The 12,994-nt window shown below is 64.2% G+C and carries 15 protein-coding genes and 1 pseudogene; 5 read left to right on the plus strand and 11 right to left on the minus strand.

Going from position 1 to position 12,994, the window contains the following annotated elements:
- Positions 1-37: 37 nt before the first annotated feature.
- The 11 genes and pseudogenes from ACSBOB_RS20815 to ACSBOB_RS20865 all read right to left on the minus strand — a co-directional run bounded on the left by ACSBOB_RS20815 (position 38) and on the right by ACSBOB_RS20865 (position 8,353).
- Positions 38-1,249, minus strand: coding sequence for an MFS transporter (locus ACSBOB_RS20815; RefSeq protein WP_442577988.1), 1,212 nt, complete (start codon positions 1,247-1,249; stop codon positions 38-40).
- Entirely contained in the window at positions 1,246-1,653 is a 408-nt protein-coding gene (nusB, locus tag ACSBOB_RS20820; RefSeq protein WP_442583783.1) for a transcription antitermination factor NusB, read from the minus strand. The genes ACSBOB_RS20815 and nusB overlap by 4 nt, the downstream gene beginning before the upstream one ends.
- A 96-nt stretch (positions 1,654-1,749) precedes the next feature.
- Positions 1,750-2,238, minus strand: coding sequence for a 6,7-dimethyl-8-ribityllumazine synthase (gene ribH, locus ACSBOB_RS20825; RefSeq protein WP_442577989.1), 489 nt, complete (start codon positions 2,236-2,238; stop codon positions 1,750-1,752).
- 93 nt (positions 2,239-2,331) lie between these two features.
- Positions 2,332-3,141 carry an endonuclease/exonuclease/phosphatase family protein gene (locus ACSBOB_RS20830; protein WP_442577990.1) on the minus strand — a complete coding sequence of 270 codons (810 nt, stop codon included), beginning with the start codon at positions 3,139-3,141 and terminating at the stop codon, positions 2,332-2,334.
- A gap of 98 nt (positions 3,142-3,239) precedes the next feature.
- Entirely contained in the window at positions 3,240-3,857 is a 618-nt protein-coding gene (locus tag ACSBOB_RS20835; RefSeq protein WP_442577991.1) for a riboflavin synthase, read from the minus strand.
- Positions 3,857-4,990 (minus strand): bifunctional diaminohydroxyphosphoribosylaminopyrimidine deaminase/5-amino-6-(5-phosphoribosylamino)uracil reductase RibD, encoded by a 1,134-nt coding sequence (gene ribD, locus ACSBOB_RS20840; protein WP_442577992.1) that lies wholly within the window; start codon positions 4,988-4,990, stop codon positions 3,857-3,859. Before ribD ends, ACSBOB_RS20835 begins: the two co-directional genes overlap by 1 nt.
- A gap of 3 nt (positions 4,991-4,993) precedes the next feature.
- Complete coding sequence (gene nrdR / locus ACSBOB_RS20845) at positions 4,994-5,458, minus strand: transcriptional regulator NrdR (RefSeq protein ID WP_442577993.1); 465 nt, start codon at positions 5,456-5,458, stop codon at positions 4,994-4,996.
- 7 nt (positions 5,459-5,465) lie between these two features.
- Positions 5,466-5,873, minus strand: a pseudogene (locus tag ACSBOB_RS20850) (type II toxin-antitoxin system VapC family toxin).
- Complete coding sequence (locus ACSBOB_RS20855; protein WP_442577994.1) at positions 5,870-6,109, minus strand: AbrB/MazE/SpoVT family DNA-binding domain-containing protein; 240 nt, start codon at positions 6,107-6,109, stop codon at positions 5,870-5,872. The pseudogene ACSBOB_RS20850 and the gene ACSBOB_RS20855 overlap by 4 nt, the downstream one beginning before the upstream one ends.
- Positions 6,110-6,181: 72 nt before the next feature.
- On the minus strand, positions 6,182-7,495 hold the full coding sequence (gene glyA / locus ACSBOB_RS20860; protein ID WP_442577995.1) for a serine hydroxymethyltransferase: 1,314 nt from the start codon (positions 7,493-7,495) through the stop codon (positions 6,182-6,184).
- 231 nt (positions 7,496-7,726) lie between these two features.
- The gene (locus ACSBOB_RS20865) at positions 7,727-8,353 is read right to left on the minus strand and encodes an invasion associated locus B family protein (protein WP_442577996.1); all 627 of its coding nucleotides are present in this window, start codon (positions 8,351-8,353) and stop codon (positions 7,727-7,729) included.
- A 230-nt stretch (positions 8,354-8,583) separates the two neighbouring features.
- Between ACSBOB_RS20865 and ACSBOB_RS20870 the strand changes: the two genes are divergently transcribed.
- The 5 genes from ACSBOB_RS20870 to ACSBOB_RS20890 all read left to right on the plus strand — a co-directional run bounded on the left by ACSBOB_RS20870 (position 8,584) and on the right by ACSBOB_RS20890 (position 12,994).
- Positions 8,584-10,398, plus strand: coding sequence for an extracellular solute-binding protein (locus tag ACSBOB_RS20870; protein WP_442577997.1), 1,815 nt, complete (start codon positions 8,584-8,586; stop codon positions 10,396-10,398).
- A gap of 290 nt (positions 10,399-10,688) precedes the next feature.
- The gene (locus tag ACSBOB_RS20875) at positions 10,689-11,642 is read left to right on the plus strand and encodes an IS110 family transposase (protein ID WP_442577998.1); all 954 of its coding nucleotides are present in this window, start codon (positions 10,689-10,691) and stop codon (positions 11,640-11,642) included.
- Between the two features lie 146 nt (positions 11,643-11,788).
- Entirely contained in the window at positions 11,789-12,475 is a 687-nt protein-coding gene (locus ACSBOB_RS20880) for a DsbA family oxidoreductase (RefSeq protein WP_442577999.1), read from the plus strand.
- Between the two features lie 7 nt (positions 12,476-12,482).
- Positions 12,483-12,710 carry a hypothetical protein gene (locus ACSBOB_RS20885; RefSeq protein ID WP_442578000.1) on the plus strand — a complete coding sequence of 76 codons (228 nt, stop codon included), beginning with the start codon at positions 12,483-12,485 and terminating at the stop codon, positions 12,708-12,710.
- Positions 12,707-12,994, plus strand: coding sequence for a type II toxin-antitoxin system RelE/ParE family toxin (locus ACSBOB_RS20890; protein ID WP_442578001.1), 288 nt, complete (start codon positions 12,707-12,709; stop codon positions 12,992-12,994). Before ACSBOB_RS20885 ends, ACSBOB_RS20890 begins: the two co-directional genes overlap by 4 nt.

Genomic DNA, 12,994 nt, shown 5'->3' on the forward strand with positions numbered 1-12,994 from the left:
GAACATCGCCGACACGCGACCGCCCGACCGGATTGGGTCAGGCCGCCTGCACGGCCCTGCGCTGCATCCTCAGCACAACCAGTGCCAGAAGGCAGACAATCGTCACCGGGAAGATGATCCAGTTCAGCATCTCCCAGCCCCAGGCGTTGTAGACCGCACCGGACATCAGCGAGGCGAAGGCGACCGACCCGAACAGAATGAAGTCGTGAAAACCCTGCACCTTGCCCTTTTCGGACGGCCGGTAGGTCCCGGCCACCATCGCGGTGGCGCCGATGAAGCCGAAATTCCAGCCCAGCCCGAGCAGGATCAGCGCCGACCAGAACTGCCAGAGTGCTACGCCTGACAGCGCGACGATGCCGCAGACGATCAGCAGCGACAGGCCGAACGCCATGATGCGCTCGACGCCGAAGCGCTGGATCAGCCGGCCGGTGAAGAAACTCGGGCCGAACATCGCCATGACATGCCAGGAAATGCCGAGCGTCGCGTCGTCCGGCGAAAAGCCGCAGCCGACCATCGCCAGCGGCGCGCCGGTCATGACAAAACTCATCAGCGCATAGGCGCCGACGGCACAGCCCAGTCCGACGATAAAGCGCGGCTGGCTGACGATCTCCGGCAATGACCGCGCCGGGACATCGTCCGCGCCAGCGCCGGAGGCTGCGTGCTTGCCGACGCGCAGGAAGGACAGGATGATCGCGCCCACCGCCGCGAGAACCAGAATCGATGCGAAGGAGCCGGCGAACATGACCGGCGCCAGCAATTCGCGCGTATGGATGACGATTTGCGGGCCGAGAATGGCGGTGATGATGCCGCCCGCCAAGACAAAGGAGATGGCGCGCGCCTTGAACTCGGGCGGAGCGTTGTCGGCGGCGGCAAAGCGGAATTGCTGCACGAAAGCCCCGCCCAAGCCGATGATCAGGAGGCCGATGGCAAAGAGCCAGAACGCGCTCTGGAACAGCGCGAAGGTGGCGGTCGCGCCACCTAGCGCTGTGATCACTGTGCCAAGCTGAAAACCGTTCTTCTGGCCGACGGCCTTGATCAGCGCTGCCGCCGGCAACGCGCCCAGCGCTACACCGACATTGAATCCCGTCACTGGCGCGGTGGCCAGCGACTTGTCCGCTCCGAGCAGATAGAAACCGACGAGCCCTCCAAGCGAGATCGCGATGGGCGCAGCGGAGCCGATGATCGCCTGCGACGTGGCAAGGATCAGCGCGGTGCGCCGTGCCTCGCGCTGGCGAGCTTCGTCCGTCAAGAAGCGTCCCTCCCGCGACCCTCGCCACGCACCCGCCGCGCCACGCGATCGAGCACCGCATTGACCAGCTTAGGCTCCTCGTCCTCGTAGAAAGCCTTGGCGATGTCGACATATTCGGAGACGATGACGGCGACCGGCACGTCCTTGCGCTCCATCAGCTCGAAAACGCCGGCGCGCAGCATGGCGCGCAGCGTCGAATCGAGCCGCGACAGCGGCCAATCCTCGGTCAGCGCCTGGCGGATGACCGGGTCGATGGTCTTCTGGTTCTCGACGACGCCCGACAGGATAGCCCGGAACCACTGGGCATCGGCCTCGCGGTAGGTGGCGCCGTCCACTTCCTTGCCGAGCCGGAACGCCTCGTATTCGGCGGCGATCTCCAGCAGACCGGCGCCGGCCACATCCATCTGGTAGAGCGCCTGCACGGCGGCAAGCCTTGCCGCACCGCGCTTGTTGGCCTGGCGGGAGGGAGGGGCGTCGCGTTCTGCCGGATTGGACACGGTTCAGCGGGCTCCGAGCCGTTCGCGCAGCGCGATCATGGTCAGCGCCGCACGCGCCGCGAATCCGCCCTTGTCGCCCTCGTTGCGGCGGGCACGAACCCAGGCCTGCTCCTCGTTCTCCGTGGTCAGGATGCCGTTGCCGATGGCCAGCGATTCGTCGACGGAAAGGTCCATGAGGGCGCGCGAGGATTCGTTGGCGACCACGTCGAAATGATAGGTGTCGCCGCGGATGATCACGCCCAGCGCGACGTAGCCGTCATAGGCTGTGCCGCCCTCGTCCGCGCCGTCGAGGGCAAAGGAAATGATGGCCGGAATCTCCAGCGCGCCCGGAACCGTCACGACGTCATAGGTCGCGCCTGCCTCGTCCAATGCGGCCTTGGCGCCGTCGAGCAGCGCATCGGCCAGCGCGTCGTGGTAACGCGCCTCGATGATGAGGACATGGGCTTTCTCCGGTTGGATGAAAGCCTTGCCGTGTTGTGAAATGCCAGCCATGTCGGTCTCCAAGTCGCGGCTGACTTAGGCCGAACGGCAGTTCGCCGCAAGCAGCCACGAGCCAATTTCCGCTTGACCGTTCGGACGAGGCGGTCAGGCGATCTCCAGCATCAGCGCACGATGGTCGGAGACTTCGGGTTCGTCGACCACGTCGAAATCCAGCACATCCACCTCCGGCGTGACAAGCATGTAATCGGCGAAACGGATGGCCTTGTCGTAATACGAGGTCCGAGTGTCGGTGTGGCCGCGCGACACAACCAGGTCGGTCAGCCCCAGGACGCCGAGAATTTCGAAGATCGAACTTCCGGGCAGGACGTTGAAGTCGCCGCAGACGATCAGCCGTTCACCGGCTCGGGCAATTCTGCCGATCAGGCTCGCCAAAGCCTTTGCTTGTCTCTCGCGTTCCGGTGTGTCGGCCTTGCCGGCAAGATCGCGCAGCCCATGCATGTGAGCCACGGTGACGGGCGACCCATGACCCGGGTCGAAGAGACGGACGCAATGCGCGTTGCGCGCCCTTGGATGCTCGCCCCAGCCATCGCCGGCAAAGTCGCGATGGACGAAATCCTGGGCCTGGCCGATGATCGGAAACGATTTGCGCACGAAAGTCGCCAGCCCGAATTCCGACGAGACCGCCGCGTCGCCGTCGAAGAGATCGCCTTTTGCGACGGGGCAGAAGATGGCCTCGTGACCGGGCAGCGCCGCGCTGATCTCGTCGAACAGATTGGCCCTTTGCGGAAGTTCGAGCTCTTGATCACGGTAGGTCAGCCATTCGGATTGCGAACCTTCAGTCCGAATCACTTCCTGCAGGCAAAGCACTTCCGGATCGGAATCGGCGAGAAAGCGCAGCAGCGGCCCGTGCAGCCTGCCGCCCCATGCATTCAGCGAGATGATGCGCATCGGCATCCCGACTGATTCTCCCCAAACAGGAGAGGCGACGATAGCGCGAAATCACCCCGGTTTGTCGAGATGGCGTGCTTGTCCAGGCGGCCGATCGACCCGCGTCAAAATCCTTCCTTTGCGGCCTCCACCAATCGTGCCGCATAGCGCGCCATGGTGTCGACCTCCAGGTTGACCCGGTCGCCGGCCTTGCGCTCGCCCCATGTCGTGACCGCCAGCGAGTGATGGATCAACAGCACGTCGAAGCGGCGCCCTTCCACCTTGTTCACGGTCAGCGAGGTGCCGTCGAGCGCGACCGACCCTTTTGGGGCGATGAACTTCGCCAGTTCCATCGGCGCTTCGAGCGTGAAGCGCACCGCCTCGCCCTCGTCCTCGCGCGCGACGATCTCCGCCATGCCGTCGACATGGCCGGAAACGATATGGCCGCCGAGTTCGTCGCCGATCTTCAGCGCGCGCTCCAGATTGACCCGCGTGCCTTCCTTCCAGGCCGATGCCGTGGTCAGCCGCAACGCCTCCTCCCAGGCCTCGACCTCGAACCAGCGGCCGTTCGCGCCTTGCTCGGGGAGTTCGACCACGGTGAGGCAGACACCGCCTGTCGAGATCGACGCGCCGATGGCGATCGTCGCCGGGTCGTAATCGGTGCGCACGCGCAGGCGCAAGCCCTTGGGCAGTGGCCTTGCCGTCTCGATGGTGCCGATGTCGGTGACGATGCCGGTGAACATCAATCGGTCCTTTCATATTCGATCAGCCGGTCGTCGCCGTAGCGGCCGGTTCCGACGATCTCGAAGCCGGCCGGGACGGCGGTTTCGATGACGGGCGACGCGACACCATCCGGCCCGACAACAGTCGTTCCGACAAAGAGTGAAATCCGGTCGACCAGCCCAGCCTCGACGAAACGCCGGGCGGTTTCAGCTCCGCCCTCGAGCAGCACGCTCTTCAGCCCGATCACCCCGAGCACGCGCAAGATCTCGCGCGGATCGAAACGGCCGCGATAGTCGGACGCGACCGTCTGCACCGTCGCGCCGCTATCGCGCAACGCATCGGCCTGGCGACGTGGTGCCTTCTCGCTGGCAAGGATCAGCACGGGATGGCGACCGGCTTCCGCAAACAGACAGGCCTTGGGAGGCGTCCGCGCGAACGGGTCGAGGACGATGCGTGCCGGCGAGCGGGATTCCAGACCGGCGAGACGCACCGTCAGGAGCGGATCGTCCTCGGCGACCGTGTTGACGCCGACCATGATCGCCTCATGCTCGACCCGCATCATCTGCACGGCGCGGCGCGCGATGTCGCCGGTGATCGAAACCTGGCCCGCGCCCCTGCGGCCGATCATGCCGTCCGTGGAAACCGCGAGCTTCAGCGTCAGATAGGGCCGTCCCCTGCCCTTCAGCGACAGGAAACCCGCCATCGCCCGGCGCGCCTCGGCCTCCAGGCAGCCGGTCACCACTTCTATGCCGGCCTTTTCCAGGATCGAAACGCCGCGTCCAGCGACACGCTTGTCGGGATCGAGCGTCGCGATGACGACACGCGCCACGCCGGCGGCGACCAGCGCATCGGCGCAGGGCGGCGCCTTGCCGATATGCGAACAGGGCTCCAGCGTCGCATAGACGGTCGCACCCCGCGCCGCGTCGCCTGCCTGATGCAGCGCCTGCAACTCGGCATGCGGCCGGCCGCCAAGTGCGGTGACGCCACGGCCGACGATGACGCAACCTCCCGCCTCCAGCCTGACGACCAGCGCGCCGACCGACGGATTTTCGCCCGTCAGCCCCTGATGCCAGAGCGACAGCCGGATTGCCGCGGCCATGAAACGGCGGTCGGCTTCCGCAGCCGGGGAAGCGGGTTCGGCAAAGGTGGGCATCGCTCAGCCGGCGTCCTCGTCGGCCTTAAGCTCGCCGAGCACGTCGTGAAAATCCTTGGCCTCGCGAAAATTGCGGTAGACCGAGGCAAAACGGACATAGGCGACATCGTCGAGCGATTTCAGCGCCTCCATGACGAGACGGCCGATTTCGCCGGATGGCACCTCCGTCTCGCCGCTGCTCTCGAGCTGGCGAACGATGCCGGTCACCGCCCGGTCGATGCGGTCGGGATCGACATTGCGCTTGCGCAGCGCGATCTCGACGGAACGCAGCAGCTTGTCGCGGCTGAACGGCACTTTGCGGCCGGATTTCTTGACGACAACCAGATCGCGAAGTTGCACGCGCTCGAAGGTGGTGAAGCGGCCGCCGCAATCCGGACAGACGCGACGGCGCCGGATCGCCGCGCCATCCTCGGCCGGCCGCGAATCCTTCACCTGCGTGTCTTCGGACTGGCAATAGGGGCAGCGCATGGGGGGCTCAAGCGGTTGGAGGCGAGATCAAGGACACGGTCGGGAAGTAAGTGCGGTAGCGGCGCGGATCACGGGTCAGGATCGGAGTGCCAAGAGTAACAGCATGAGCGCCGATGAAGAAATCCGGCAGCACGCCTGAACGTGTCCCGCCCAATGTTCGGTAGCGTCCAAATGCCTTTCCGGCAAGGAACAAGGTGGCGCGTGGCATTGGCAAGAGCTCCAATCGACTCTCGCTGATGAATGCGTCTACCGATTCCATACGATCAAACCGCGAGGAGAGCTCAGCGTAAACGACATCGTTGATGACCAGCGGGCCATCTGCCTCAGCTTAGCCGAGTGCCGAAACCGACCATTCGACCCAAACCGGATCCATAGTCAGCAGATCGAGCAGCACATTGGTGTCGACAAGCGTCAATCGTCACCACGCCACATGGCCATGATCTCGTCAGTACTCGGACCCGGCCCAGCATAGCCGATAAATTTCGTGAAACGGTTCGGCGCTGCGTTCTGCTCGCCGGCGTCACGCTTGAGGACAATATCGCCGTTCGCGGTAACCTTGAAGTCAACCTTGCTACCCGGCCCAATGCCAAGCCGGTCGCGGACGGCCTTGGGAATGGTGACCTGACCCTTGCTGGTGACAGTGGTGCTCATCAGAACGCTCCGGTAATACCTTCTAGCAGGAAAAGTAATACCGGAGACGCTTCGAATCAAGCGCGGCCGCCCTCACCCCAGATACGGATAAAGCGGAAACCGCTCCGTCAGCGCGACGACCTTCTGCTTCACTGCCTCCTCGACGCCGGCATTGCCTTCGTCGGAGTTGGCGATTTTCAGCCCATCCAGCACCTCGGTGATCAGATTGCCGATCTCGCGGAATTCGGCCGGGCCAAAACCGCGCGTCGTGCCGGCCGGAGTGCCGAGCCGCACGCCGGAGGTGACGAAGGGCTTTTCCGGGTCGAAGGGGATGCCGTTCTTGTTGCAGGTGATGTTGGCGCGGCCAAGTGCGGCCTCGGCGCGCTTGCCCGTCGCGTTCTTCGGCCTGAGGTCGACCAGCATCAGATGGTTGTCCGTACCGTTCGAGACGATATCCAATCCGGAGGACTTCAGGCTGTCGGCCAGCGCCCTGGCGTTGGCTACAACGTTGTGGGCATAGGTCTTGAAGTCCGGCTTCAGCGCCTCGCCGAAGGCGACCGCCTTGGCGGCGATGACATGCATCAGCGGGCCGCCCTGCAGGCCGGGGAACACCGCCGAATTCATCTTCTTGGCGATGTCCTCGTCGTTGCAGAGGATCATGCCGCCGCGCGGGCCACGCAACGACTTGTGCGTGGTCGTGGTCACGACATGGGCGTGCGGCAGCGGCGACGGATGCGCACCGCCGGCCACGAGACCGGCGATGTGCGCCATGTCGACCATCAGATACGCTCCGACCGCGTCGGCGATCTCGCGGAACCGCTTCCAGTCCCAGACGCGCGAGTAGGCCGTGCCGCCGGCCAGGATCAGCTTCGGCTTCGCCTCATGCGCCTGCCGTTCGATCTCGTCCATGTCGAGCAGATGGTCGTCCTTGCGCACGCCATAGGACACGACCTTGAACCATTTTCCGCTCATGTTGACGGGCGATCCGTGGGTCAGGTGCCCGCCCGAATTGAGGTCGAGGCCCATGAAGGTATCGCCGGGCTGCAGCAGCGCAAGGAACACCGCCTGGTTCATCTGGCTGCCGGAGTTCGGCTGGACGTTGGCGAAATTGCAGCCGAAAAGTTTTTTGGCGCGGTCGATCGCCAGTTGCTCGGCGATATCGACGAACTGGCAGCCGCCATAGTAGCGCTTGCCCGGATAACCCTCGGCATATTTGTTGGTCATGATCGAGCCTTGCGCCTCGAGCACGGCGCGCGACACGATGTTTTCCGAGGCGATCAGCTCGATCTCATGGCGCTGGCGGCCGAGCTCCGAGCGGATCGAGCCGAAGATTTCCGGATCGGCTTCCGCGAGCGGCGTCGAGAAGAAGGTGTCTAGGTGGTCTGGAGCGGCGGAGGCGGTGGCCATGATGGGCGAATCCTCGAAGGGCGCGGCAGCGCGAAAAAACGGTCAGGGCGTGCGGCCAGATACTATAGACGGTCGCTGACCGCTACACTCTTTGCGGCATATCCTGCCCTGCTTTGGCGCAAGCCCACAAAAGAAGAGGCCCGTCGGATCACGGCGGGCCTCGATTCACAAAACCGGCATCAGGCGGAGCGCCGCGCCGGTGCGGCGCTTCGCCCCGGCATAGGCGACGGATCAGTTGGCGGCCTTGGCCTTGTCCTGCTCTTCCTTGAGCTTCTTGGCAAAGTCCTCGTTGTTCTTCGAAACGAAGTCCTGGAGCTTTTTCTGGCGGTCGGCGAGATCCGACTGCTGCATCGCCGGGCCGTCATAGGCGCCGGTAAAGCCCTGCAGCGAAACCTTGACGGGGTTCGGCTGGTTCTGGAAATTGATGGAGGTCAGGGTCAGCTCGTTGCCCTTCTTGAACGAATTGACCAGCGCATCCGTCAGCTGGACCTCGGCCACGCAACGGTCGGGGAAGCAGATCACGTAGTCAAGCTTCTGCGCCTTGCCACCATTGATCTGCAGCCCGATGCCGGGAGGAACGAGGCGGCCTGTCGGCACCGTCGCCTGGAAGACCTTGCGGTTGACCTTGCCCTTGATCTCGATCAGGCTGATGCCGGTCACCAGCTGGCCGTTGGAAGCGGTGACCATGTTCTGTACGTTGCAGATATCGACTTCCTCCTGCTTGGTGCAGGCCTTGAACCAGCCCTGCGGAACCTGCTGCTGCTGCGCCGAGGCAGGCGCGAGGCCCGCGGCGAGCACACCGGCCACGCCAGCTGACAGCACCGAAAGACGGAAGCGGTCGGTCTTCGAGCTTGTCATCTTGTCCTTTTCCTCTCAAATGATCCGGGAAACGGCAATCCATCGCCGTGTATCGCCGCTACCTGTTGCCGAAATACGGCAACAGCATGACTCGGTTCGGGTGTTACATCGGTCTCGGCCGTAAATCCAGCCCGGCGACAGCAAAGTGTTGGCGCTCAGGGCGCGCTCATATTGGCGACATCATGATAGGGTGAAAGACGAATCATAGCGATCGCTCCGGAACCCCGCATATGCGCCGTCCATGTCTCGCGCTCTGCGCCCTTGCCGTCATTTTCGTGCCCGAAGCCGCAATGGCCGAACCCCGGCACGCCATCGCCATGCAGGGCGAGCCGGCACTGCCCGCCGATTTCACGCATTTCCCCTATGCCAATCCCGACGCGCCCAAGGGCGGCGACGTCACCTATTGCGTCATCGGCAGCTTCGACAACCTCAACCCGTTCATCATCAAGAGCCTGCGCACCACGGCGCGCGGCGTGATCGACACGATCTATGGCAATCTGGTGTTCGAGCCGCTGATGCAGCGCAACGCCGCCGAGCCTTTTTCGCTCTATGGTCTCCTGGCGGAATCGATCGACCTCAGCGAGGATAGGCGCGTCGCCACCTTCAATCTCAATCCCAAGGCAAAATGGTCGGACGGCCAGCCGGTGACGGCGGAAGATGTGCTGTTCACCTATGAGGTCTATACAGAGAAAGGCCGGCCACCCTACAGCGACCGCATGAAGCGGATCGAGAAACTGGAAAAGACCGGACCGCTGTCCGTGCGCTTCACCTTCAACGACAAGGCCGACCGCGAGTTTCCGCTGATCATCGCGATGACGCCGATCCTGCCGAAACACGCCTTCGACAAGGACAATTTCGACCAGACCACGCTGAAGCCGCTGATCGGCAGCGGCCCCTACACGATCGACAAGGTCGTGCCGGGCGAGCGCATCATTTACAAGCGCAACCCGGATTATTGGGCGCGCGACCTACCCTCGAAACGAGGCTTCGACAATTTCGACCGCGTCGACATCGAATATTTCCTCAACGACAACGCCCAGTTCGAGGCCTTCAAGAAAGGCATCTGCTCGGTCTATGCCGAGGCCGACCCGGTTAAGCTCAAGCGCGACTTCGACTTTCCCGCCCTGAAAGACGGGCGGGTGACCCTCGGCGAATTCAAGCTGGGCATCCCGCCGGTCGTCACCGGCTTCCTGTTCAACACAAGGCTGCAGAAATTCTCCGACGTTCGCGTGCGCCGCGCGCTGGGCATGCTCTACGACTTCGAATGGATCAACCGGAACATGTTCGACGGCCAGTTCGAGCGCACCGCCAGCTACTGGCAGGATTCGGAACTGTCGGCGCTCGGCCATCCGGCGAGCGACAGGGAGAAGGCGCTGCTCGCCCCGTTCCCCGACGCCGTGCCGGCCGACATCATGGACGGCACCTGGCGGCCGCCCGTCACCGATGGCTCGGGCCGTGACCGCGCCGCGTTGAAAGCAGCACTCGACCTGCTCAAATCGGCCGGCTACTCGCTCAACGGCAGCGTGCTGGTAGACCCCAACGGCCAGCCGTTCTCGTTCGAGATCCTGACCGCGTCCGACAGCGAGCAGCGGCTGGCTGCCGTCTACCAGCGGACGCTGGCCAAGATCGGCATCGACGTGACCATCCGGCCGCTTGAAGCCGACCAGATCCAGTTGCGCAAGCAGCGGTTCAGCTTCGACGCGCTGATCGGCGTCACCGGCTTCACCGGCACCCTGTCTCCGGGCATCGAACAGACTTTTCGTTGGGGATCGGAATCGGCGAATGTCGAAGGTTCGTTCAATCTCGCCGGCGTCGCCAGCCCGGCGATCGACGCCGTCATCGAGGCGATGCTCAACGCCCGCGACAAGGACGATTTCGTCGCCGCCGTGCGGGCGCTGGACCGGCTGCTGATCGCCGGCGCCTATATGGTGCCGATGCAATACAATCCGAAACAGTACCTCGCTTACTGGACCTATCTGGACCACCCCGCCGAGACTTCGCTTTACGGCTACCAGTTGCCGGTGTGGTGGCGGAAACCTAACTAAGGCTGCAGTGGGATTGGTGCGTCCTTCGAGGCTTGCCCTCAAGGTCTGGTGCAGGTCCTTCGCCGTCGAAGAGGGCTTGCACCTTGTATTAGCGAGATTGTGTATTGTTTGGGTGTTCCGTGAAGGGGACGGTGCGGCCCGGGTGGCCACCCGGGCCGCACCGCCGGCCGTCGGATCGCTCGCACCCAAGCCTTGAGGGCTGTTCCTGAGCGCGATCGCGGCCGGCTCTTCATCGGACCCGGATGGTTGAATGAACCTTGGGTTCGCATCACAAGGCAGGGTCGAGGAAGATGGACAAGTCTAGCATGAAGGTGGCCGGCATCGATACCGGCAAGCAGAAGCTCGACGTGGCGCTGACCGGCGTCGAGGAGCAACTGACGGTCGACAATGACGCGGCCGGGCATAAGCGGCTGTCGGGCTGGCTGCGCGGCCACGGGGCCGAGCGGGTGGGCATCGAGGCGTCGGGCGGCTACGAGAGCGCCGTCGTGGCGTTCTTGCGCGCGGCCGGCTTTACGGTCATCCGCTTCCAGCCGGCGCAGGTGCGCGCCTATGCCGGCTTCAAGCTGCAGCGGGCCAAGAACGACCGTATCGACGCGGCGCTGATCGCGGCCTGCGCGGCGGCGGTCGACACCGTGCATGCCGCGCCCGATCCCAGGCTGGAGCCGCTTGCCGAGCACCTTACCCTGATCGACCAGATCGGGGAGGACATCGCCCGCTTCAAGACCCGGCGCGAGGCCGTGCGCGACGCTCAGCGCCGCAGAAGGCTCGACCGCGAGATCGCCCGGCTCGTGGCCTGGCGCACGCTCGAACTCAAGCGGCTGGGCGGCATCCTGCGCGCCCATGCCGATCTCGCCCGCCGCCTCGAGCTGGTCATGAGCGTCGACGGCGTCGGCGAACCCACGGCAATCGCCTTCCTGGTGCGCGCCCCCGAACTCGGCCAGATCGACCGCGAGGCCGCCGCCGCCATTGTCGGCTTCGCTCCCTATGACGACGACAGCGGCGGCCGCCACGGACAGCGCCATGTCGCCGGCGGTCGCAAGCGCCTGGCCAGGAGCGTCTATGCCGCCGCCCTGCCCGCCGCCTTCCGCTGGAACGCCGAGCTCATCGCCTTCTACAAACGCCTCGTCGCCAACGGCAAACCCCACAGGGTCGCCCTCGTCGCCTGCGCAAGGAAGCTCGTCATCTTCGTCAACACCGTCCTCGCAAGGGGAACACCATGGGTCGCAAAACAAGCCAGCACTTAATGGTTGCTCAGGATGAGGACGGTCGGCGTCAGCATTCCTCATCCTGGGGCGCGAGCCCGCACGAAAGCGAAGGACCTGCACCAGACCTTGAGGGCGAGCCTCGAAGGACGCACGACGTTAATGTCGAACTTGAACGGGAGATTTCGATGAGCGAACGGCAGACGGTCAGTGTCGATGTGGTGTCGGATGTCGTCTGTCCCTGGTGCTATGTCGGCCAGAAACGGCTCGAGAAGGCAGCGGCCAGCCTGCCGGACATCGACGTTGAGATAAGCTGGCGGCCGTTCCAGCTCGATCCGACGATCCCGCCCGGCGGCCGCGACCGCAAGCAATATATGATGGCGAAGTTCGGCAGCGAGGAACGCATCCGCGAGATTCATGCGCGGATCGAGCCGCTTGGCGAGGCCGAGGGCATCGATTTCGCTTTCGACGCCATAAAAGTCTCCCCCAACACGATCGACGCGCATCGCGTCATCCGCTGGGCGGCGAGCGCCGGCCCCGGCGTCCAGAACCGCCTGGTGAAGCGGCTGTTCTCGCTCTATTTCGAGGAAGGCGCAGACATAGGCGACCACGCCGTGCTGGCCGATGCGGCCGCACACGCCGGGATGGACGCGAGCGTTGTGGAAGCGATGCTGGCGACCGACGCCGACCGCGAGGCCATCGAAACGGAGGCCGCCACCGCATCTCGCATGGGCATAACCGGCGTTCCCTGCTTCCTGCTCGAAAACCGCTACGCGGTGATGGGCGCGCAGGATACCGAAACGCTCGCCGACGCGATCCGCCAGGTTGCGGCGGAGAAATCGAAGGCTTCCCTCGGCCAATCGGTCGCTTCATAATATATCCATGACGCAGCTTTTCGACCGCGCGGTAGAGGCAGCCCGCAGCCTTCCCGCATCAGTGCAGGACGAGATCGCTCGCCTCGTTCTCGAAGTGGCAGGCGAGGAACAATCTCCGATTCAACTCACGCCGGAGCAAGAAGCATCCCTTGCCGAGTCGCTGGCTCAAGCCGATCGGCGTGAATTCGCCACCGATGCGGAAGTACGCGCCATCTGGGCAAAGTACGGGCTGTGAAGCTCCGGTACACACCAAAAGCAGCCGCAGAACTCGACCGCATTCTCGCCTACATCGACGAACAATCCCCGCAAGGTGCGCGACGCGTACAGCGCCGCATTCAGATGATCGCTGAATTGCTGGAGCAACAGCCCCACAGCGGGCGGCGAACAAGCGACCGGCGTCTGCGACGCATTGCGGCAACGCCCTATCCCTATCTGCTCTTCTACGAAGTGACGGACCAAGAAGTGATCATAATCGGCGTTCGCCACGGTGCCCGCGATCCGAAGGCCATGCCCCGCTGA

The sequence above is a fragment of the Mesorhizobium sp. KACC 23794 genome (genome assembly GCF_052180275.1).
Taxonomy (GTDB): Bacteria; Pseudomonadota; Alphaproteobacteria; order Rhizobiales; family Rhizobiaceae; genus Kumtagia.